The sequence below is a fragment of the Thalassolituus pacificus genome, from assembly GCF_025318105.1.
Classification (GTDB): Bacteria; Pseudomonadota; Gammaproteobacteria; order Pseudomonadales; family Oceanobacteraceae; genus Venatoribacter; species Venatoribacter pacificus.
The window spans coordinates 205,017-225,688 of the sequence record NZ_JAOANI010000028.1 but is presented as its reverse complement, the minus strand read 5'-3'; the positions used below and the strand labels follow the sequence as shown (position 1 = coordinate 225,688).

The 20,672-nt window shown below is 54.5% G+C and carries 21 protein-coding genes; 9 read left to right on the top strand and 12 right to left on the bottom strand.

What is annotated here, in order from left to right:
• Positions 1-137: 137 nt before the first annotated feature.
• From NYR02_RS15665 to NYR02_RS15635, 7 genes are read right to left on the bottom strand one after another with little or no spacing between them, the layout of a single operon-like run.
• Positions 138-1,265, bottom strand: coding sequence for a tetratricopeptide repeat protein (locus NYR02_RS15665; protein ID WP_260977293.1), 1,128 nt, complete (start codon positions 1,263-1,265; stop codon positions 138-140).
• A complete protein-coding gene (locus tag NYR02_RS15660) occupies positions 1,262-2,164 on the bottom strand; it encodes an ExeA family protein (RefSeq protein ID WP_260977694.1) in 903 nt (300 codons plus the stop codon). Before NYR02_RS15660 ends, NYR02_RS15665 begins: the two co-directional genes overlap by 4 nt.
• 8 nt (positions 2,165-2,172) lie before the next feature.
• A complete protein-coding gene (mshL, locus tag NYR02_RS15655) occupies positions 2,173-3,792 on the bottom strand; it encodes a pilus (MSHA type) biogenesis protein MshL (RefSeq protein ID WP_260977292.1) in 1,620 nt (539 codons plus the stop codon).
• Between the two features lie 9 nt (positions 3,793-3,801).
• On the bottom strand, positions 3,802-4,197 hold the full coding sequence (locus NYR02_RS15650) for a hypothetical protein (protein WP_260977291.1): 396 nt from the start codon (positions 4,195-4,197) through the stop codon (positions 3,802-3,804).
• Positions 4,190-4,879 carry a type II secretion system protein GspM gene (gspM, locus tag NYR02_RS15645; protein WP_260977290.1) on the bottom strand — a complete coding sequence of 230 codons (690 nt, stop codon included), beginning with the start codon at positions 4,877-4,879 and terminating at the stop codon, positions 4,190-4,192. Before gspM ends, NYR02_RS15650 begins: the two co-directional genes overlap by 8 nt.
• Positions 4,876-5,547 carry a hypothetical protein gene (locus NYR02_RS15640; protein WP_260977289.1) on the bottom strand — a complete coding sequence of 224 codons (672 nt, stop codon included), beginning with the start codon at positions 5,545-5,547 and terminating at the stop codon, positions 4,876-4,878. The genes gspM and NYR02_RS15640 overlap by 4 nt, the downstream gene beginning before the upstream one ends.
• Positions 5,547-6,530, bottom strand: a complete 984-nt coding sequence (locus NYR02_RS15635) for a hypothetical protein (RefSeq protein ID WP_260977288.1) — start codon at positions 6,528-6,530, stop codon at positions 5,547-5,549. Before NYR02_RS15635 ends, NYR02_RS15640 begins: the two co-directional genes overlap by 1 nt.
• A 129-nt stretch (positions 6,531-6,659) precedes the next feature.
• Here NYR02_RS15635 and trmL point away from each other — a divergent pair, with 129 nt between their 5' ends.
• On the top strand, positions 6,660-7,124 hold the full coding sequence (gene trmL / locus NYR02_RS15630) for a tRNA (uridine(34)/cytosine(34)/5-carboxymethylaminomethyluridine(34)-2'-O)-methyltransferase TrmL (protein ID WP_260977287.1): 465 nt from the start codon (positions 6,660-6,662) through the stop codon (positions 7,122-7,124).
• Between the two features lie 16 nt (positions 7,125-7,140).
• Complete coding sequence (locus NYR02_RS15625) at positions 7,141-8,241, top strand: PQQ-dependent sugar dehydrogenase (RefSeq protein ID WP_260977286.1); 1,101 nt, start codon at positions 7,141-7,143, stop codon at positions 8,239-8,241.
• A 110-nt stretch (positions 8,242-8,351) separates the two neighbouring features.
• On the opposite strand, the gene secB is transcribed toward NYR02_RS15625, so the two are convergent.
• Both secB and NYR02_RS15615 read right to left on the bottom strand, forming a co-directional pair.
• Positions 8,352-8,825 (bottom strand): protein-export chaperone SecB, encoded by a 474-nt coding sequence (secB, locus tag NYR02_RS15620; RefSeq protein WP_260977285.1) that lies wholly within the window; start codon positions 8,823-8,825, stop codon positions 8,352-8,354.
• Positions 8,826-8,864: 39 nt separating this feature from the next.
• Positions 8,865-9,278 (bottom strand): rhodanese-like domain-containing protein, encoded by a 414-nt coding sequence (locus tag NYR02_RS15615; RefSeq protein WP_260977284.1) that lies wholly within the window; start codon positions 9,276-9,278, stop codon positions 8,865-8,867.
• Positions 9,279-9,514: 236 nt separating this feature from the next.
• Here NYR02_RS15615 and gpmI point away from each other — a divergent pair, with 236 nt between their 5' ends.
• The 7 genes from gpmI to NYR02_RS15580 all read left to right on the top strand — a co-directional run bounded on the left by gpmI (position 9,515) and on the right by NYR02_RS15580 (position 17,554).
• A complete protein-coding gene (gpmI, locus tag NYR02_RS15610; protein ID WP_260977283.1) occupies positions 9,515-11,059 on the top strand; it encodes a 2,3-bisphosphoglycerate-independent phosphoglycerate mutase in 1,545 nt (514 codons plus the stop codon).
• Between the two features lies 1 nt (position 11,060).
• Positions 11,061-12,185: a murein hydrolase activator EnvC family protein gene (locus tag NYR02_RS15605; RefSeq protein WP_260977282.1), complete on the top strand. Its 1,125-nt coding sequence runs from the start codon at positions 11,061-11,063 to the stop codon at positions 12,183-12,185.
• A gap of 80 nt (positions 12,186-12,265) precedes the next feature.
• Positions 12,266-13,645, top strand: a complete 1,380-nt coding sequence (locus NYR02_RS15600) for a S41 family peptidase (protein ID WP_260977281.1) — start codon at positions 12,266-12,268, stop codon at positions 13,643-13,645.
• Complete coding sequence (locus NYR02_RS15595) at positions 13,646-14,473, top strand: divergent polysaccharide deacetylase family protein (RefSeq protein ID WP_260977280.1); 828 nt, start codon at positions 13,646-13,648, stop codon at positions 14,471-14,473.
• A gap of 292 nt (positions 14,474-14,765) precedes the next feature.
• Positions 14,766-15,062, top strand: coding sequence for a c-type cytochrome (locus tag NYR02_RS15590; RefSeq protein ID WP_260977279.1), 297 nt, complete (start codon positions 14,766-14,768; stop codon positions 15,060-15,062).
• 2 nt (positions 15,063-15,064) lie between these two features.
• Positions 15,065-16,486, top strand: a complete 1,422-nt coding sequence (locus tag NYR02_RS15585) for a D-arabinono-1,4-lactone oxidase (protein WP_260977278.1) — start codon at positions 15,065-15,067, stop codon at positions 16,484-16,486.
• Positions 16,487-16,816: 330 nt separating this feature from the next.
• On the top strand, positions 16,817-17,554 hold the full coding sequence (locus tag NYR02_RS15580) for a substrate-binding periplasmic protein (RefSeq protein WP_260977277.1): 738 nt from the start codon (positions 16,817-16,819) through the stop codon (positions 17,552-17,554).
• 24 nt (positions 17,555-17,578) lie between these two features.
• Here the strand turns inward: NYR02_RS15580 and NYR02_RS15575 are convergent, their stop codons facing one another.
• The 3 genes from NYR02_RS15575 to NYR02_RS15565 form a co-directional block, all read right to left on the bottom strand.
• Entirely contained in the window at positions 17,579-18,310 is a 732-nt protein-coding gene (locus NYR02_RS15575) for a tRNA-uridine aminocarboxypropyltransferase (protein ID WP_260977276.1), read from the bottom strand.
• 73 nt (positions 18,311-18,383) lie between these two features.
• Positions 18,384-19,163 carry a TIGR01458 family HAD-type hydrolase gene (locus NYR02_RS15570; protein ID WP_260977275.1) on the bottom strand — a complete coding sequence of 260 codons (780 nt, stop codon included), beginning with the start codon at positions 19,161-19,163 and terminating at the stop codon, positions 18,384-18,386.
• Between the two features lie 121 nt (positions 19,164-19,284).
• Positions 19,285-20,532: a cytochrome-c peroxidase gene (locus NYR02_RS15565; RefSeq protein WP_260977274.1), complete on the bottom strand. Its 1,248-nt coding sequence runs from the start codon at positions 20,530-20,532 to the stop codon at positions 19,285-19,287.
• Positions 20,533-20,672: the final 140 nt, after the last annotated feature.

Below are 20,672 nucleotides of genomic sequence, written 5' to 3'. Positions count from 1 at the left end.
ATGAGGGATTTTTAACCATAACCCTCTGGGCTGAGGCCAGCTTTTCCCATTAACGTCGTCGTTCGTCATTCATTTAGCCCGCTAATATCACTCCTCTCTCCTTGTTCTGAGAAAAACTGGCTCTCAGCAGTCCAGATTCAATTAGTGTTAACAGGCCCTGATCTTCTTAATTTTTGCTCAACCCAGCGCTGCTGGGCAGGCGTCAGCCGATTCTGTTGATAAAGACCTTCCAGCACACTGCGCGCCTGTTGTGTTCGTCCGGCCGATTGCAGTGCCTGCGCCAATGCCAGCGGCCAGTTAACCACTTCCGGCTGTAACAGAATAAGCTGCTGATACACCCGGGCCGCATCCTCCAAACGGCCAAAAAGATGCAATCCCGGTGCGGCGACTGCCAGCCAATAGGGATGCAGAACGGAAGTATTCTGTGCGTATAACTGCAGAAACTTATCCTGTGCTTTTTGCTCCAGATAAATGCGTAATTTAATCGCCAGATAGTCCTCACGAATCTCTATGGCCAACGCCTGATCAACCGCAGACAACGCCTGTGAAAATTGTTTCACCGCCATATATTCCGTGGCTTGCCGATAATATTGCTGCGCCTGCTGGCCACTGCGCACAACCGATGAACGGCTTTCGCTGACGGTATTCGTTGTGTTGAATGCGCTGCTGTTTTTTGTTGCAGCCGCATCAACCTCAGGTTTTATTTTTTGTGTTTCAAGCGCACGGATGGAGGACTGTGTTTTTTCCGCTGTGCTGGAGCGGGACCTATCCGCTACGCGCTGAACAGCAACAGGTTCAGCAGCAACAGGTTCAGCAGCAACAGTTTCTGCAATAATGGGGTCGGCTGCGGCTTCGGGAGCAAATGGTACAGGGGCTTGTACGCTCAGAGCTTCAGCTTGCTCTGCTGCATTGTTGTTATCCCTCAGTACTAAGGGTTTACCTGGCTGTTTTTCTGCAACAAAGGATGTCACCGGAGAAACGGTATTGACGGTGCTGGCTGCTTCAGGTTGAGAAGCATCGTGATGTAAAAAATAGAACACAGCAGGCACGAACATCAGTGCTGACCAGAGCAGCGGCTGAATAGACTTAATGCTGAGTTCTTTTAGGGTAAACGCACCAGAGTGTGCTCGTTCTGAAGCAGAATATGCCGTACCGGAAGCCGCAAGCGCGGCGGATTCATGGCTCATTTGCAGAGCGTGCGGTAATGCCGACGGTACAGCATCACGCTTATCGATATCCTGCAGCACCTGATGCAGCAGGCTCATATCAACACCAGAATCACGGCGGCGCAAACGGTTGAAAGGCGTAACCAGGACCAGTCCGGCGCAAAAGGATAAGCGCCTTCGGTATCAGCAACCGCTTTAGCCACATGACGCGCTTCCAGCTGACGACAGCCATTGCCATAACCCACCAACAGCGTTTTTGCGGCAAGAATGTTAACCAAACGGGGAATGCCACGACTGGCTTGCCATAAATGTTTAAGTGCCGAAGTCTGAAACAACGGCATGCCACGGTAACCGGCAACGCTCAGACGCTGTTGCAGATACACCGCCAGGGTTTCACTGTTATTTAATGGCCGCAGGTCTGCACTGTAAGTAATACGCTGCAATAACTGCCGGAAGCGGGTCGTGGCAAGCGTGTTATTCAGCTCGGGTTGGCCGAATAATACTATCTGCACCAGTTTTTGCCGCTCGGTCTCCAGGTTGGAAATCAGCCGCAGCGCTTCCAGCGTGTCTTCTGGCATACATTGCGCTTCATCAATAATCAGCACCACCGGCTGACCGGCCAGAGCGAACTGCAGCAGGCACTGCTGAATGGCTTCCTGAACCTGCAGGTCACTTTTATCATCGGCATTTAATGCCAGCTCATGGGCAATGGCACGCCACAGACCGGCAGCCGATAACGCCGGATTAGGAATATACGCACTGCGCACGCCATCACTGGCCAGCGCATTCAGTAAGCGGCGGCACAATAATGTTTTACCGGTTCCTACCTCGCCGGTAATTTTGATAAAACCCTCACCCGACGACAGCGCAAACAACAACAATTCAAATGCCTGCTGCTGACTGGGCAGTTCCACATAAAAATCGGTATTCGGCGTCAGGCCAAACGGTGGTTGCTTAAACCCGTAAAACTGCTCACAAGCCTGGCCCAGCTGAGTCATCTGCACACTTACCTCCGGGCGGGCATAAGCCGCGAATAGCGCTGGTTCAGTTCGTCTATCTGTTCTCGTGTCAGTGCTGAATCAATCACCTTGGGCTGAATCAGAATAACCAGCTCGCTCTGCACGATTTCTTCCCGGGTCTGGCGGAAAAACCAGCCCAATAACGGAATATTCCCCAACCAGGGCACGCTGGCATCGGTGCGTACTTTGCGGTTTTGCATCAGTCCACCAATAACCACCACCTGACCGGAACGGGCACGGACAATCGAATCGGTTTCGCGGACCGTGCTGTAGGCTAATGGCAGCGTATAGTCATCGTTATTCAGCTGTACTGTTTTAACTTTTTCTTCCACTTCGGTGACGGTCGGATGAACGTGCAGTGTGACTTCCTGATCTGAGCCAATCTGTGGCGTGACATCCAGCGCAATGCCAGAGAAAAACGGTGTTAATTCAATATCCGGGGTATTCGAGCTGCCGGTTGTGGTTGATGTGATGGTATTGCTGACGTTGGTGACAAAAAATTCGTCTGAGCCTACTTTAATCACCGCTTTCTGATTATTAACCGTGGCGATACGTGGGCTGGATAACACTTTTACCTCACCTTGGGTGCGCAACAGCTGTAAAGCACCGGCGAAATCACCTAACGCAAAATTCGCAGTAAAAACACCTTCGATAAGATCCGTATTTTCCAGCGCGGAAGACGTCAGGCTGTTAGCCGATGAATAGGTTGTTCCCCGGAAATTTTTACCGCCAAAAGCCGACCAGTTGATACCGGACTGAAAACCATCGCTGAGGGTCACTTCAATAATTTTTGCTTCGATCAAAACCTGTTTCTGCACACTCAGTTCGGCTTTTTCCAGATAACTGGCAATATGATTTAACGTACCTGGCATGGCTTTAACCACCACAATACCGGCGTGTGCATCGACCACCACCTGGGCATCGGCTTCCTGCCCCAACATCAGCTGCAACGTCGATTTAAGATCCTGCCAGAAATCCGTTCTCGATTCGGTATCCACTTCACTGCTGTTAATCGTCTGCGAGCTGCTGCCGGAGGTGGTGGTATTGGTCTGCGTGCTGCTTTGGCGCGAATCGGTTGATGTCACCTGCCCGCTGCTGACGTGCATTCCCGAACGGCCGGAACGTTTTACGTTGAGATAATTAATCGGAAAAATTCGGGTCTGTTGCTGACGCGGCAGAATCTGAATGCCATAAGCCGATTGCACAAAATCAAAGCCATAAATATCACGAACGGCCTGCAGGGTTTCCAGCAGTGTGACGTTTTTTAAGTTCAGAGTAATGTCACCGCTGACCTCTGGATGCACGACCAGGTTATAACCGGTGCCATCAACCAGGCTGTTAAAGAAAGCGCTGGCGGGAGTACGGTCAGCGAGCACATCAAAATGCTCCACCGGCGACGCTGGCTGTTGATCCAGTGGTGGCAACAGCTGTTGCAGATCCAGATCAGCCTGCGGTTGTTCGGCACCGGTTTGCAGTAACAGCGCGTCACTGTCTTTTTCCGCTTGAGGTGCCACCGTCGCACAACCACTCAATAACACCAGCAAAGCCAGAGTCAGCAGGCGCTTAAAATGGTCCGACGCAATACAACAAACAATGACAACAGACAAAATAAATACCTATTCAGAAGTACGTCGAGTATCAGTAAGTAAAGACAATTCGTGTCGTTTTTGCCGGATTTTCACCACAATCCGGTCGGGATAAATCGCCACAACCTGAGCGCCGTCAACCTGATCACCTGCACGCACAAGCTGGTTATTAATAACCGCACGATTGCCAGTACTGCGAATCAGAATCTGCTGCACCACGATCGGTTGTTGCGGCTGCACAACCGTTTCTGGCTGTTGCTGTAACCAGGGCGGGGGTTGCGTCGGATCGGCGGCAAAAACCACCGTGGCGCCAAGCAATAACAGGCTGAGCAAGATGCGCAGCAGCACAATGAATATCAGCAGCGGCAGCAGATGGGCTGTCGACCGGTGCGACCAGGCCTGGGCAGGTAAAGAATACTCAGCCACCTAAAACCTCCTCGCGCATACTCAGCGTGTACACCTCAAGTGTCAGCTCGCCACGGGGATGCTGCACAATATGAAAATCCAGCGATTGCCAGAACAAGCGCCAGGGCATCGCATCGAGCCGCTGAAGATAAGCCAGCAAACCGTCATAACTGGCATCCAGTGTCAGCCGTAAGTGATGGCTGTAGAGCTGCACATCGGCAAACTCTTCGCCAAGCTCCAAAGGCTGGCGCGGCAGATTGACCAGACTTTTAAGTTGCAGGCGTTTGTCCTGCTTCAGCATTTGCTCCAGCAGCGGCACCATTTGTGCCGGGGACACCAGAGCATCAGTCAAGGCCGTAATGCGCTGATTCATGTGGGTTTGCTGTACCTGCAAACGCGCCAGCTCATCACGCAGCGGCTGATTAGGATCGTTAATGGCCTGCAGGCGTAATTGCTCCAGCTGGTTGTGCAATTGTTGATTCTGCTGCTGTTGGCTGACGGTGGTTTGCTGCAGAGCCATGCTGCGTTGCCACAGAGGTTGCAGTAACAGCAACGAAAACAGCGCCAGAACAACAGCGTGTAAAATAATCTGCAGCAATATCTGCTCACGCGGACGCAACGCGTTATACGCAGCGATCCCCTTTTGCGCTAACGGATGACGCCACCACAGCGAGGGCTGATAGTGAGGCTTCCAGCCGCTCATAAGCGCTCTCCCCTGCTGGCCTGATGCTGCTCTGAACGCTGCCCGGCAGAGGTCGGCACCTCGGCACTCACCACTTCCGTGTCCAGCACAAAACTCAGCCAGCGCTGTTCGCTGCGCTGCACATCAATCTGGCTGAAGGATTTACCGGCATAGGCGCTGCGCTGTAATAATTCGACGACATAGCGCGATAATTTGGACGGTTCATCGACAAAGCCCTGCAGCCGTATCTGTTGTCCGCCATCGCGCACAGAAAATCTCTGCAACCAGACACCGCTGACCTGCTGTTCGCCAAGTTGTGCAATCAGCGGCGTAAACGACTGGCTTTGCTGTAATTGTTCACGACCCAGATAAAGTAAAATTTTCTGACTGTTCGACAGCTGCCGGCGTGCCTCTGCCAGCTGTTGCTGCAAGCCGCTGTCCACAACCAATGGCGGGTGACGCGCCATTTCATCTTCCAGCTGCTGCGTCAGGCTGTGCGTTAATAATTCGGTTTGCTGTTGCGTACTCCCCAGCCATTGCCAATAGCCGAGCAAAGCCAGTGCCGCCAACAGCATCAGTAACGTACTCAGACCCAGCTGCAACAACAGGCGGCGGACAGGTTGCGGCAAAACCGGAGGACGGAATTCTTCCAGGTAAAAATTAACCCGCTGCTGAATCTGCCAGGTCATCAGGCCACCTTTCCGGCGACAGGCATTGCCGTGCTGTTATGCTCAAACGACAATGCATTACCCAAGGCAATCGCCAGCGAGGCGGTCAGCGCCTGTTCATCAGTGTTATTGTTATCCGCATGGTGATGAAACAGGTTATCGAGCAATAAACTGCGCACCGGAATATTCACGCTGCGCTCCAGTTCCGGTAACAATGTGCTGACATCAGCATCATCGGGCACCAACACCCATAACTGGCCGACAACCCCCATCCCCAGCTGGCTGTCGAAATAATCCAGCGAACGCTGAATATCCAGTGCCAGTGCCTCAATGCGGCTGTCACTTTCCAGGCTCAGTTCATCCTCAACGGCAGACGCCAATCCCAGAGCACGGGTACCGATATTCAGACGTCTGGAAAGGTACAAACCACCATCGCGGTAGAGATAAATCATGCCGTCGTCAGCATCCAGCCGCAGCACGCCAACTGCCGTCTCCGGCTCCATTTCAGCGACCAGATGCAACAGACTGAGTTCGGGAATGGTGATGCTGCTCAACGCTAATTGCTGATGTTTACACCAGCGCACCAGCTCTTTGATGCGACGGTGATCAATAACCACCGCAAAGGCCATTTCCAATCGCTGGCGATACGCGTCAGCGGGCATGCGGAAGCCCTGAATGACTTTTTGTTCGGCCCCCTGCGGCAGCAGATCACGCATACGGAAACGCAGCGCGTCGCCCAACTCGTCATCGCTTACCGCCGGCGCTTCAACCAGGTGTAATTCATAATCGAGGGCATCCAGCGATAACACCGTAGCAACGCCATCCAGCGCCTGATGCCGTATCCAGGCCGCCAATCCGTCCAATCCCTGCTCGCCGGGCTGCGGACGGAAACATTCGCGTATCGTCCCGCCGTCGCGCAACACGGCAAAGCCTCTGCCCTGGTGCAATTCAATGCCCAGACAGCGTAAATCCTGAACGGTTTGTTTCTGCCAAGGCCAGCGCATGACCACCTCTTTAAAACCAAATAATCTAAAGAAAGTGTAGACCATGATTCTGGCGCAGGATGGCCAATGTCTATGTTCAGCACCTGTCGGGCCACCTATAATGCCCGCCTGCTTATAAGGCCCGGCACTATGTTCAATATTGTTCTGTTCGAACCCGAAATTCCGCCCAATACCGGCAACATCATCCGCCTGTGCGCCAACACCGGTTGCCGCCTGCATCTGATTGAACCTCTGGGTTTCAATATGGAAGAAAAAAGTCTGCGCCGCGCCGGACTGGATTACAGCGAATGGGCCAGCGTAAAAATTCACGCCAGCTATGCCGCCTTTCTCGCAGACGAGCAGCCGCAACGTCTGTTTGCCCTGACCACCAAAGGTCAGCGTACTCACTCCGATGTGGCTTTCGCCGCCGATGATTACCTGATGTTCGGCCCGGAAACCCGTGGCCTGCCGGAGGATGTGCGCATGAGCCTGCCGTTTGAACACTGGCTGCGGCTGCCGATGATGCCTGACAGCCGCAGCATGAACCTGTCCAATGCCGTGGCGGTGATGGTTTATGAAGCCTGGCGGCAACTGGGATACAATGGCGGCTCCTGATTCGGGGAGTACCGCGATGAAAATCCTGCTGCTGTGCATCAGCATCCTGTTCACGCCACTGCTGCATGCCGGCAAGGCTGCCGAAGTTCTCACTGATACACTCAGCCGTCCGTGGGGTATGGCCTTTATTGCCCCCGATCAACTCCTTATCAGTGAACGCAGCGGCACCCTGCAACTGTTCCACACCGGGCAACAGCAATTGCATGAGGTTAAAGGCGCACCCAGGGTGTGGTTCGATGGCCAGGGAGGCCTGCTGGATGTCGCCGTGGCCGACGACTATCAGCCTGGCGGGTGGATTTATTTCACCTGGAGCGCTCCGTTAGCGCAGGGGGAGCGAGCTCAGGCGGCCACCGCGCTCGGGCGTGCACGCCTCGATATCAGCCGCCAACCCTTTCAGCTCGCCGATTGGCAAACGCTGCTGATCAGCCAGTCGGCAAGCAGCAGTGGCCAGCATTTTGGCAGTCGCATCGCCTTTGATAAGGATCATGTTTTTTTCAGCATTGGTGATCGGGGGGAGCGCGAAAACGGCCAACGCCTGAACACCCACGCCGGTAAAATTCTGCGTCTGACCCGTGATGGCGATATTCCGGCCGATAATCCCTTTGTCCGCCAGCCCGGCGCATTGGCAGAAATCTGGAGCTATGGACACCGCAATCCCCAGGGACTGGCATACGATGCTGCCACCCAGCGCCTGTGGGCGATTGAACATGGACCGCGCGGCGGAGATGAAATCAATCTGATCAAAAAGGGACACAATTACGGCTGGCCGGTTGTTTCCTGGGGCAAAGAGTATTGGAACCCGCTGTATGTCGGCGAGGCACGCAGCCGCCCGGATATGACCGACCCGGTAAAAATGTATGATCCCTCCATCGCCCCCGGTTCTTTACTGTTTTATCAGGGGAAGGCCCATGCAGACTGGCAGGGCAACCTGTTGGCCGGAGCGCTGAAGCTGACCCATCTGAACCGTGTAACGCTGGGCGGAACGGAGAACGAGCCACAGGCCATCAGTGAAGAACGTCTGCTGACCAATCTGAACGAGCGCATAAGAGCCCTGGCGACCGACAGCACCGGCAAGCTCTACATTGCCACCGACAGCGGCCGCCTGTTGCGCTATTAATAACACTGGCAATCCACCCAAGCCATAAACAATAAAGGCCGCAACCCGTTACAGGTTGCGGCCTTTATCGCTGATGAACATACGGAATCAGCGGAAAAGCAATACTCAACTCAGTGAGTGGTTTCCTGCTCGGCGGCGGCTTCCTGAGCCTGCTGAGCTTCCTGCTGCAAACGCTGCTGGAACAGGGCATCGAAGTTAATCGGTGCCAGCATCAGTGCCGGGAAACCACCTTTAACCACCAGGTTATCGATGCTTTCACGCAGGTAAGGGAACAGGATATTCGGGCACATAGCACCCAGCATCGGCTTCAGCTGTTGCTCAGGAATATTCACCATGGCAAACAGGCCAGCCTGAATCAGCTCAACCAAAAAGGCGGTTTCGCCATCGTTGGTCGCGGTGATGGTTACCTTAACAGACACTTCATAGTGATTATCGTCGAGCTTACGCGCACCACTGTTGAGGTCGAGTTTGATCTCTGGCTTCCATTCTTTGCTGAAAGCCTGTGGTGAATTCGGCGCCTCGAAAGAAGCGTCTTTAACATAGATACGTTGCAGAGCGAACTGCGGCTGTTGATTATCGGCCATGTCGTAATGTCCTTCTGATTATTATGTGCCGGAGCAGCCTCAGCTGCGTACCACCGGCAGGTTCTGATTAGTCCACTCCATCATGCCGCCAGTCAGGCGTACAGCGTTGAAGCCCTTTTCGCGCAGCATCTTGCCTGCCACACCTACGGTCTGACCGGTTTTACACACCAGAATGATCGGGCGCTCTTTGTGAGCATCCAGTTCATTCAGACGACTGGCCAGATTGCTGTAAGGAATGTTCAGAGCATTAGCCAGATGACCAGCGCTGAAGTCTTTTTTGTCACGGATATCCAGCACTACCGCGTTTTCTTTGTTGATCATTAACGTGGCCTGAGCTGTCGATACAGTCTGACCGCTGCGACGGCTGTTGTCCCACAGCAGAGCAGCCAGAAACGCGCCCCAGATAGCAACCAGCTCGATGTGGTTGCCCACAAAATCAAATAGACGATCCATAACTTCTCATCATCACCCGAAAAAAGAAGGCGGCAGTATAGCGCCTGCCTGCCTGCGGAACCACCGCCCAAACTGTCCATTGCCCACTCAGGGGGTCAGCTTCTGGCTGTGACGATTAACGGGCATGGCAAAATCAATCACCGGCCAAGACTTTTGCCTGCCCCACAGGGCGACGAACGCGGTGTTTTTTAGGTACAATGGCGGACTTTCATGGCAACGTAACCGAGTCTGTTTTAATGAAATCGCGTCCTGTACCTACTGCTCTGATTATTCTCGATGGCTGGGGCTATCGTGAAGACACCGCCAACAACGCCATTGCCAACGCCAATACCCCGAACTGGGACGGCTTGCTGCAGCAGTATCCCAATGTACTGATTCAGACCTCCGGCGAAGCCGTGGGTCTGCCCGACGGCCAGATGGGCAACTCCGAAGTGGGCCATATGAATCTGGGTGCCGGACGCATCGTGTACCAGAACTTCACCCGTATTAACAAAGCCATCAAAGACGACGAACTGGCGCAGAACGAAGCACTCTGTGCCGCCATCGACAAAGCCGTCGCTAACGGTGGCGCCGTTCATTTTACCGGTCTGTTGTCACCCGGCGGCGTACACAGCCATGAAGATCATCTGGTCGCCCTGCTGGAAATGGCCAAAGCCCGCGGTGCTGAACGTGCTTATGTGCATGCCATTCTTGATGGCCGCGATATGCCACCGCGTTCCGCCGCACCGTCCATCAAAAAGATTGAAGACACTTTTGCCCGCCTGGGGAATGGCCAGATCGCCACGGTGATCGGCCGCTTTTTCTCAATGGACCGCGACAACCGCTGGGAACGCGTTCAGGCCGGCTACGATGCCATGACTCTGGGCAGCGCCGAATTCCGCGCCGCTTCCGCCAGTGAAGCCCTGGCCAACGCCTATAGCCGTGAAGAAAACGACGAATTTGTGAAAGCCACCGTCATTGAAGGTGCCGACGGCCGTGTACAGGATAACGATTCCGTTATCTTCTTTAATTTCCGCCCGGACCGTGCGCGTGAACTGACCCGCGCCTTTGTCTCCGGCGATGAGTTCAAAGGCTTTGCCCGCAGCGCACATCCAAAGCTTGCTGACTTTGTCATGCTGACCGAATACGCCGCCGACATTAAAGCCAACTGCGCGTTCCCGCCAGCCACACTGAGCAACGGCATCGGTGAGTACGTTGCTAATCTGGGCCTGACCCAGCTGCGCATTGCCGAAACCGAAAAATACGCCCACGTCACTTTCTTCTTCTCCGGTGGCCGTGAAGAAGAATACGCCGGCGAAACCCGTATTCTGGTGCAATCTCCCGATGTTGCCACTTACGATCTGCAGCCGGAAATGAGCGCACCGGAAGTCACCGACAAACTGGTCGCTGCCATTAAAAACCGCGAATTCGACCTGATTGTCTGCAACTACGCCAACGGCGATATGGTTGGTCATACCGGCGTTTACGATGCGGCCGTTAAAGCCGCCGAATGCATCGACGAATGCATTAAGCGCGTCACCGATGCCCTGCTGGAAGTGGGTGGCGAATGCCTGATCACTGCCGACCACGGCAATGCCGAACAGATGCTGGATGACAATGGTGAAGCTATGACCCAGCACACTACCGGCCCGGTGAACCTGATTTATGTGCATAACCGCGCGCAAGCGGTACAGCTGCATCCCGGCCGCCTGTGCGATGTTTCGCCGACACTGCTGAGCATGATGGACTTGCCGCAACCGGCCGAAATGGACGGCAACTCTCTGGTCAGCTACGGCAACTGATATGAAATCATTGTTGCTGAGCGGCTTCTGCCTGGCGCTGTTGTGCCTGCCGGCGCACGCCGACGATGAAGCGAAACTGGATGCGCTGAAAACCGAAATTGCCAAGCTCGAGCAGTGGCTGAACTCGGCCAAAGATGAGTACAGCCAACTGAACGACGCGCTGCGCAAATCGGATAAAGACATTGCTGAGCTGAGCAAGCAGATCGAGCAAACCCGCACGCGTCTGCAGGAGGAGAAAGACCGCCTAAAAAAGCTCAGACAGGAGCAGGGACAGCTCCGCCAGTTACAGGACAAACATCGCCAGCATCTCGCTGAGCAGTTACGGGCCGCACAGCGTATCGGCTCGGAAGGGCCGCTCAAGCTGCTGCTCAATCAGGATGATCCGCAACAGGCGCAGCGCATGCTGCGCTACTTCAGTTATTTCAATAACGCCCGCATTGATCATATCCACCATATTCTGGCCGAACTTGAACGGCTGGATAAGCTTGCCGAGCTGATTGCGCAGCAGGAACAACAATTGCTGGCCACCGAGAAAAGTCTGCTGGGCAAAAACCGCGAAATGGCCACGCGTAAGCAGGAACAGCAGCAGCTGCTGGCTAAACTCGCCGGCCAGATGAAAAACGAACAGCAACGGCTGGCGCAGAAACAGGCCGACCGTAAACGCCTCGAAGCACTGCTGAGCGAAGTACAGACACTGCTGGTTAACAGCCCGCGTAAAGAAGACGCGCGACCGATTACCGCCCTCAAAGGAAAACTGCCGCGTCCGGTTAATGGTCGTGTGCTGCACGCCTTCGGCAACCGTAACAACGACAGCATGAACCGCTGGGAAGGCTGGGTGATGAGTGCCCCGGAAGGTCTGCCAGTGCGCGCCATTCATCACGGCCGGGTGGTGTATTCCGACTGGCTGCGCGGCTTCGGCCTGATCACTATTATTGATCATGGCCAGGGTTACCTGAGTCTGTACGCCCACAACCAGACATTGTTGCGCGATGTCGGCGCCTGGGTGAATCAGGGCGACAGCATTGCCACCATTGGCCGCAGTGGCGGCAGCACGGAACCGAATCTGTATTTTGAGATCCGTTATAAGGGCAAGCCGCAAGACCCGGCCGCCTGGCTGAAACGATGAAAAAACGCCTCCTGCCGCGCCTTAACAGGTTCTGACTTTTGTGCCATTCTTCAACGCATTGACCTGAATTGAGTATCCCCATGCCGTTATCTTCTGTTCTGTCCCGCCGTATTTTCCCGTGGTTTGGTTGTACGGCGGTCTGCGTCCTCGCGCTGGGTATTACTCAGGTGCAGGCACAACCTGCCGAGGCCGCTCTGCCCGATGCCAGCACCAGTGAGACGGTGCAGCGTCCGCAGGGTCAGCTGCCATTGCAGGAGCTGCGTAATTTCACCGAAATTTTTGAACGCATCCGCACTGCGTATGTAGAAGAAGTCGACGATAAAACCCTGCTGGAATACGCCATCAACGGCATGCTTACCTCCCTCGATCCGCATTCTGCCTATCTGCAACCAGAAGCGTTTTCGGATCTGCAGGAAAATACCTCGGGTAAATTCGGCGGCTTAGGCATTGAAGTTGGCCTCGAAGACGGTCTGATTCTGGTCGTCACCCCAATTGATGACACACCGGCGCAAAAAGCCGGTATCCGCGCCGGTGATTTAATTGTCTCGCTGGATGGTGAAGCCGTGATGGGCATGAATCTGAACGACGCCGTCGAACGTATGCGCGGCGCACCGGGCTCAGAAATCACCTTGGAAATCCGCCGTAAAAATGAAAAAGAACTGCTGACCTTTACCCTCGCCCGCGCGGAAATCAAAGTCGCCAGTGTGCGTACCGAGATGCTCAGCGGTGATGTTGGCTATGTGCGCATTACGCAATTCCAGGAACATACCGGCAGCGAACTGGCGACCGCCATTGAAGACTGGCGCGCCAAAGGCGACCTGAACGGCATCATCCTCGACCTGCGTAATAACCCCGGCGGCGTGCTTGATGCGGCCGTCGAAGTGGTCGACAGCTTCGTCAGCCAGGGGCTGATTGTCTACACCAAAGGCCGCACCCCGAGTGCCGAAGTCAGTTACTCCGCCACCAATCACACCGCAGCCGGCAGCGTACCGGTGGTGGTATTAATTAATGGTGGCTCTGCCTCAGCGTCAGAAATTGTGGCCGGGGCGCTGCAGGATCATCAGCGTGCAGTTATTGTTGGCACCCAGTCATTTGGTAAGGGGTCGGTGCAAAGCGTACTGCCGATCACCGAAGACCGTGCCGTTAAACTGACCACCGCGCGCTACTTCACGCCCAATGGCCGTTCGATTCAGGCACAGGGGATTAAGCCCGATATCTGGGTGGAGCAAAGCGAAGTGACCCCTTACGAACAGCGCTTTTATAAAGAAGCCGACCTGCCTGGCCACCTGAGCAATCCGACCCAGAAAGACAACAACACCGGGGATAAAAAAGCACCGGCCAACAGCTCAAAAGCCGCTGCAGACCCCAGTGGTGAACTACTGAAAAAAGACTTCCAGCTGTACGAAGCTCATACCCTGCTGCGCGGCGTCACCATTCTCAGTCCCCGTCCGGAGGCCTGATTGCTGCAACGCTTCTCGTGGCTGGCTGCGGCCGGCCTGTTCGCTCTGTCCGCTCTGCTGCCCGCCCACCGTGTCAGTGCAGCGGACAGCGCAGCGTTATTGCTGATTATCGACGACATCGGCAATAACCAGCGCTCAGGCAAACGTACTGTGGCTTTGCCCGGCCCGCTGAATCTGGCATTTCTGCCCCACACCCCTTACGCCGCAACACTGGCCGAAGCAGCATTCAGCGCCGGTCATGGCATTCTGCTGCATGCGCCGATGGCCAACGAACAGGGTGCCCGCCTTGGACCTGGCGCGCTGACCAGCGGTATGGATCAGGCCAGCCTGCAACACACCCTGAATGATAGTCTCGCCGCCATTCCCCATGTTCAGGGCATGAACAACCATATGGGCAGTCTGCTGACACAACAGGCCGATGCGATGCGCTGGGTGATGCAGATTGCACAGCAGCAGGGACTGTTTTTTGTCGACAGCCTGACCAGCCCCAAAAGCGTCGCACTGGAGCAGGCCCGCGCAGCCGGTATTCCGGCACTGGAGCGTGATGTCTTCCTTGATAACGACACCCGACCGGCGGCGTTGAAGCGCCAGTTTGAACAAGCGCTGCGCCTGGCCCGGCATCGGGGTTATGCTGTTCTGATTGGTCACCCCTACCCGGAAACACTGGAGTTTCTGGCGCGTGAGCTACCGGCATTAAAGGCGCAGAACATCCGCCTGACCCGCATTGATGAGTTTCTGCAGCAACGCCTGTGGCTGCCATTGCAAAAGCCTTCACTGACACCTTCGCGCTACCTGTTACGCACCACCGGTGCCAGCCTGCAGCCCTGAGTCTGTAAACCTGAGCCGCCGCCAAACCAGAAAGCCACAGCACGGCGATCATCTTGCAACACCAGCCTGCCCTCCGTGTTCCAGTCATTCTGCAGCCCCGCCATTCACTCAGAATCGGTAAGGTTAAACCGTCTTTTGTATGGCTTCAGCGCCAGTCATTTTTGCTGTATCGCCGTACAATGGCACCGTATGACCGTAAAGGACTGTAAAAAGCCGTGTTTTGGTACGCCACGATACTTGTACGATAGTTTTGTTTTAGATAATCTGAACAGGATTTTGTGAGGGGCAAATAATGATAAAAAAACTCAGCACCGGTCTGCTGCTAATGATCGCCTGCAGCGCCAACGCCACCGACGAATACAGCAAAGAGCTGTACGACATTTATTGCACGGCCTGTCATGCCGTCGCCGCCTCCGGCGCACCACAAGCATTTACTTCCGAATGGGATGAGCGGTTAGATAAGGGTATGACCACCCTGGTCAATCACGCGATTAATGGTATCGGCAACATGCCACCCATGGGGACCTGTGCAGAGTGCAGTGCCGAAGATCTGGAAGACATCATCCGTTATATGGCACAGGAGCAATAGCCGTGAATTTTGACCGTATTCAACTTAACCGCCGTAATCTGCTGAAAGCAGCCGGCGCAGGCCTGGTGGCCGCTGGCACCGCCGGCTGCAGTTCCAGCGTAAAACCACAGGAAAACCCGGGTATTATCGGTAAAGACGGTAAGCGGGTACTGCCGTGGAGTAACTGGTCCGGTAATCAGCATTGCCAGCCGAATGAACGCCTGGTACCACGCAACGAAGATGAATTGCTGACCATTCTGCGCAATGCCACCCAGCCGATCCGCAGCGTCGGTTCCGGCCACAGTTTCAGCGCGCTGGTCCCCACCGATCAGACTCTGTTGTCGCTGGCGCGTCTGCGCGGTGTTGAGAATGTCGACGCCGACGCCCTGGAAGCCGATGTCTGGGCCGGTACACGTCTGTCTCAGATCGGCGATAAACTGTGGGAACACGGTTTATCCACCATTAACATGTCGGACATTGATACTCAGGCCTTTGGTGGCGCACTGGCCACTTCAACCCACGGTACCGGTAAAGAACTCGGCACGCTGTCGACCCACGTTAAAACCCTGCGCATTGCCAATGCCGCCGGTGAGATGCTGGAATGCAGTGCCGAACAGAACAGTGATCTGTTCCATGCCGCCGGTAACAATCTGGGCGCACTGGGCATTGTCACCAAAGCCCGTATCCGCACCGATAAAGCCTACTACCTGAAAGAACACAGCTGGATGATGTCGGAAGACGAAGGTCTGGAGCGTGCGGAAGAATTACGCGATGCTCACCGCCATTACGAAATGTACGCACTGCCACACAGTGACTACATGCTCGGCATCGCCATCGACAAAATTGATCCTGCCGAAATCCCAACCGACCAGGCAGAGCCCAGTGGCGATGCTTATGAAGCGTTCCGCATGATGTCGAACCTGATTGACTACATGCCATTTGCGCGCAGCTGGCTGGTGAATTTTGGTGCCGGTGGTGTGGAGCCTGAAACCCGTTACGGTAAATCGCACGAAATTTTCGGAAATCTGCGTGACATCCGCTTTAACGAAATGGAATACACCGTACCCGCTGAAGTTGGCCCGCAGTGTCTGCGCGAAATTCTGCAAACCATTAAAAAGCAGAATATTCCGGTTATTTTCCCAATCGAAGCCCGCTACATTAAAGGCGACGATGTGTGGCTGAGCCCATTCTACAAACGTGATGGTTTTGCCATCAGCTGCCATAACTTCCACGACAAAGACTATAAAAAGTATTTTGCCGCGATTGAACCGATCTTCTGGAAATACGATGGCCGTCCGCACTGGGGGAAAATCCACACGCTGAAAGCCGCCGAATTTGCCGCCCGCTACGAGCGTTTTAATGACTTCCTGCGGGTGCGCAAAGAAATGGACCCACAAGGTCTGTTTCTGAATGATCACCTGCGTTCAACGCTGGGTATCAGCTGATTTAATCACTGCACTAATTAATCGTGCAATAAACAATAAAGCCGGCGAATGCCGGCTTTATTATTATCATTGCCTAATCCATCCGGCGGAAATGAGCGGCTATAGCGCAATGTTTAATCACCGCATCATATACTGGCCTGAAAAATCCCTTCTTCCCCCGTTCGTGGCTTCTTGTCAGCCGAGTTATTCTGATAAGCTGAGCCGATGAATTCATCCTTGTTATTTTTATTATCAAGACGCTGCCGGCCAATATTCAGTCTGCTCTGTTGTGCCGCCCTGGTTTTTATCGTTCCTGCAGAAATCACCTTCGCCGATGATGGAATATCCCCTGTGCGCTCCATACCTCTGTTGGCTACGTCGACGGTAAAGCCCTGGGGATTTGCGGATACTGACAGAACCCGCAAAGGCATGCTGATTGATTTTCAGAATACCCTGTTCAGCCGCGCCAACATTGCCGTTAACAACGTGCTTGAGCCTTATCCTCGGGTTATTCAGGATATCGAAAAAGGCGATGCTGACATTGCCGTCATGTTTGTCAGTCCACAGGCCAACCGTATTGCTCATTCGCTGGGTAACGTTCTCAGTGAGCGTATTGTGATTGTGGTAAAAGCGGGGAGTAAAGAATACCGCTCGCTGGATGATTTTAATGGCCAGAACATTGGCCAGGTCCGTGGCTCAAAATATGGTGATGCCTTTGACAATCATCCGGGCATTACCCGTGTGGCCCTGACCGATGTCGAACAGGGGTTAAAAATGCTGCTCGCCGGGCGGTTGGATGCCATGGCCAGCACCGAACATTCATTGCTGTTTGCCATGTACAGCGCCGGCATTAATGCCGCCGATATTCAATTGGCTTTGCCGTTGTTTACCGCCCGTGCGGATTTGTACGTTGCCCGCCATGCGATGCAGGCCGAATGGGTAAAACCTGTTGAGCAGACGCTTACCGCCATGCGCAACGATGGCAGCCTGACGCAGGCGCTCTATCAGAATAAGTACTGGCCGTATGACAGCTATTGCTTCAGCGGCGGACAATGCCTTAATGGTCACCAGGCATCCGTGGAAAAGTAACAACTGAAGCACCCGACCAGTGACTCAGCGGCCGTCGTACTCTGCCCCGAATAATGTACTCATCTGCCGTTGTGGCTTCTCATTGATATTGGCTTTACCGGCTAAATAACGCTCACGAAAGAGTAAAAAGTATTCCGCCAGTGCCTGCGCGGCAATATGGTCTTCTGCCAGCTTTAATATTTCTATGCCCACTTCTGCCGTGCATAACTGATGCAGGTGTGCCGCTTCGCGCAGCTGATATTCCGACCCTTTTTCCGGCTGAATGCCGAGCACCGGCAGAGTCTGCAGATAGGGGCTGCGGAACATTTTTTTCGCTTCACGCCAGGTGCCGTCAAGCATGACAAATAACGGAATTTTTCCCTGTTGCAGGGTTGGCAATTCCGCCGGGGAATGAATGCAGCGTTCGGGCTCCGCATACTGATGCGGAAACACCACAATGGGGGCATAACGCTCGTCCTGCAGCAGCGCCAGTAATTCCGGATTATGAACCGTACGCTGCCACTGGTAGGCGTAATTATCGGCCACCACATCGGCAATCAGCCGCCCGGTATTGCTCGGTTTAAACACTTCACCTTGGTACATGATAAAAACAAACGCGCTGCGGCTGCTGACTTCTGGCCGCTCGGCACAGATGCAATGGCTGACGCCCAGCAGACACTGCGGACAACGCACGGTTTTGCTGCCACGCGCCAGGAAAGCACGGCGGGATTTCGCCAGTTCCTGCAGGCGCAGGTCAGCGACAGAGTTACAATGCATGGGTGTTGTTATCCGCAGATGAATAAAGAAAAGGCGCGCATTCTACCCTGCACAGGGGCTAACGCGAAGATGGCTACAGGCTGCGCCAGAGCTCGGGTAAACCGGCCACAGAATCCAGCAGGTATTGCGGCTGCAATCTGGCACTGTCAGCGTCTTCGTCACCCGGCCGGTATTTGCCGGTACGCACCAGTGCGCCGTGAATGCCACAGGCCTGAGCGCCCAGCACGTCACCGAGTCGGTCATCACCGATCATCAGGGTTTGCTCTGCCGTAACATTAAGCGCCGCCAGCGCCTGCTGAAAAAACGAGACTGCCGGCTTGCCCATTACCAGCGCCTCACGCCCAGTCGCGTATTCCAGCGCCTTCACAAAAGGGCCGACATCCAGCTGCAGCCCATCGGCGGCGGCAAAATAGCGCGTCATTCCTAATGCCAGCAAGGGAATATCAGGATCAGCCATCAGCACCCGGAACGCCTGATTCAGCACCTCAAAGGTAAAACCCGTACCCATATCACCGATCACCAGCGCCTCGGCATCGTCACCGCCGCTCAGATCAAACATACCGAACTCGCTGTACACCGCCTGCGGTAACAGCACATGCAGACGCTGCTTATGCTGTTGCTGCAGCCACAACCGCGCGGCAATAGGTGGGGTAAGAATATCGGCTTCCTGCGCAGCAATACCGGCGGCCTGTAAATCGGCGGCAATACGGCGGGCGGGCTTTGACGTAGTGTTGGTTAAAAACCGGTGGGGAATGCCCTGCTGCCGCACCCAGTTTAAGGTTGCGGCAGCACCGGGCAGCGCTGCGCCTTTGAATAACAAGACACCATCAATATCAAAAAGAACCGCCTGCATAACGCTTCCTCCGCTTGTCGCTCAATCCGGGCCTGCCGCTCAATCCGGGCCTGTCGCTCAATCCGGTCACAGACAGCCTACAACAGCTGGCGCAGAATTGCGTTTATCTGCTCAGTGGTTCTCAGTCACACAAGCCATCGTCCGGTAACAAATGCTCATAGCGGGCGTCGGTCAGAGTGCGCAGGAAACAGACCAGTGCGGTGACTTCTGTCTCCGATAAAGTCCGAGCCTGCTGTAAATCGTCGTTGCTCATATTGGCACTGATTTCCGGCTCAGCCCATGGCAGTCCGGTTTCCGGATTTTCCGCAAAATCCGACCCGGTCTTAAAGTGATCGTAAAACTGTACCACCGTCGTCAGGTCAGCAAACACGCCGTTGTGCATATAGGGGCCGGTAACAGCCACGTTACGTAAGGTCGGGACCTTAAATTTTCCCTGCTGCGCAACGTCGGTTATGTCCGGATTCGCCAGCAGGCCATCATCGCTGCCGGTTACACCGCTCAGCGCACGGGCAGCGGCATTCACCGGTACGCCAATGTTGTGGTACTCGTAATTACTGAAGGTTTCCCCGCGCTGGCCCTTGGCTTTTAACTGATGACAGGCGCCACAGTTAGTGAACTGACTGAAAAACAGTGACTTGCCCAGCGTGGCTTTATCCAGCGCATCGTAAACATAGCGATTGGCATCCCCAAGCGGCAGTAACGAGCGGTCATACTTGGAATCAAAAGGCGCAAACGTATTACTGCGCTCAAAAGCCGCAATGGCATCGGTCATTGCGGCATAGGCGGCATCAGCATCAGCAGTCAGATCCAGTCCGTACAATTGGCTGAAAGCTTCTGTGTAGTCATTATTTTCCAGCAACCGGTTAACCACGGCCGCTTTGTTTTCCATGCCCATTTCAATCGGGTTCAGTGGTGGCCCGGCAGCCTGCTGTGCCAGACCACTGGCGCGGCCATCGTGAAACTGACCACCGATATAACCGCTGTATTCCTTCAGACTGCCCGGCACGGTTTCCGCTGCGCGGGTATGGCTGCCCTGACTGAACGCCGGACTGAAGCGCGCATAAGCTGCGGTCGGAGCATTGCGATCACCAAAAGACGTGCCGTTATCGCCACGGGATACCGGGCTCACCTTGCCATCTGCGCCACTGCGGTTATCAACAAAACCATGCTCGGGGTTGTGGCAGGTCGCACAGGACTGAGTGCGGTTGGCTGACAGGCGGGTGTCATGAAACAGGCTTTCACCCAGCGCTTCTTTGCTGACAAAGGCCGGATTCTCAGAGCCGCTACTGCTGCTGCCACCACAACCGGTAATGGCTAACACAACGACAGCCAGCGATACATGTAACGGAAAAAACAACGCTTTATTCATAACCCAATCAGCCAGGTAGCAACAATTCAGACGGCAATGCTACTACAGAGAGTGTGGATATAAAATACGAATCACTCACATATGATTTCACAGTTGCAAATCATTTGCGTTTACACTAGATTGCGACCCCTGACGTTTTT

Coding starts and splice junctions, on each gene's coding strand:
- NYR02_RS15665 (WP_260977293.1), bottom strand. CDS start 1,265: ATGAGCCTGCTGCATCAGGTGCTGCAGGATATCGATAAGCGTGATGCT.
- NYR02_RS15660 (WP_260977694.1), bottom strand. CDS start 2,164: ATGACTCAGCTGGGCCAGGCTTGTGAGCAGTTTTACGGGTTTAAGCAA.
- gspM (WP_260977290.1), bottom strand. CDS start 4,879: ATGAGCGGCTGGAAGCCTCACTATCAGCCCTCGCTGTGGTGGCGTCAT.
- NYR02_RS15640 (WP_260977289.1), bottom strand. CDS start 5,547: ATGACCTGGCAGATTCAGCAGCGGGTTAATTTTTACCTGGAAGAATTC.
- NYR02_RS15635 (WP_260977288.1), bottom strand. CDS start 6,530: ATGCGCTGGCCTTGGCAGAAACAAACCGTTCAGGATTTACGCTGTCTG.
- trmL (WP_260977287.1), top strand. CDS start 6,660: ATGTTCAATATTGTTCTGTTCGAACCCGAAATTCCGCCCAATACCGGC.
- NYR02_RS15625 (WP_260977286.1), top strand. CDS start 7,141: ATGAAAATCCTGCTGCTGTGCATCAGCATCCTGTTCACGCCACTGCTG.
- secB (WP_260977285.1), bottom strand. CDS start 8,825: ATGGCCGATAATCAACAGCCGCAGTTCGCTCTGCAACGTATCTATGTT.
- NYR02_RS15615 (WP_260977284.1), bottom strand. CDS start 9,278: ATGGATCGTCTATTTGATTTTGTGGGCAACCACATCGAGCTGGTTGCT.
- gpmI (WP_260977283.1), top strand. CDS start 9,515: ATGAAATCGCGTCCTGTACCTACTGCTCTGATTATTCTCGATGGCTGG.
- NYR02_RS15605 (WP_260977282.1), top strand. CDS start 11,061: ATGAAATCATTGTTGCTGAGCGGCTTCTGCCTGGCGCTGTTGTGCCTG.
- NYR02_RS15600 (WP_260977281.1), top strand. CDS start 12,266: ATGCCGTTATCTTCTGTTCTGTCCCGCCGTATTTTCCCGTGGTTTGGT.
- NYR02_RS15590 (WP_260977279.1), top strand. CDS start 14,766: ATGATAAAAAAACTCAGCACCGGTCTGCTGCTAATGATCGCCTGCAGC.
- NYR02_RS15575 (WP_260977276.1), bottom strand. CDS start 18,310: ATGCATTGTAACTCTGTCGCTGACCTGCGCCTGCAGGAACTGGCGAAA.
- NYR02_RS15570 (WP_260977275.1), bottom strand. CDS start 19,163: ATGCAGGCGGTTCTTTTTGATATTGATGGTGTCTTGTTATTCAAAGGC.
- NYR02_RS15565 (WP_260977274.1), bottom strand. CDS start 20,532: ATGAATAAAGCGTTGTTTTTTCCGTTACATGTATCGCTGGCTGTCGTT.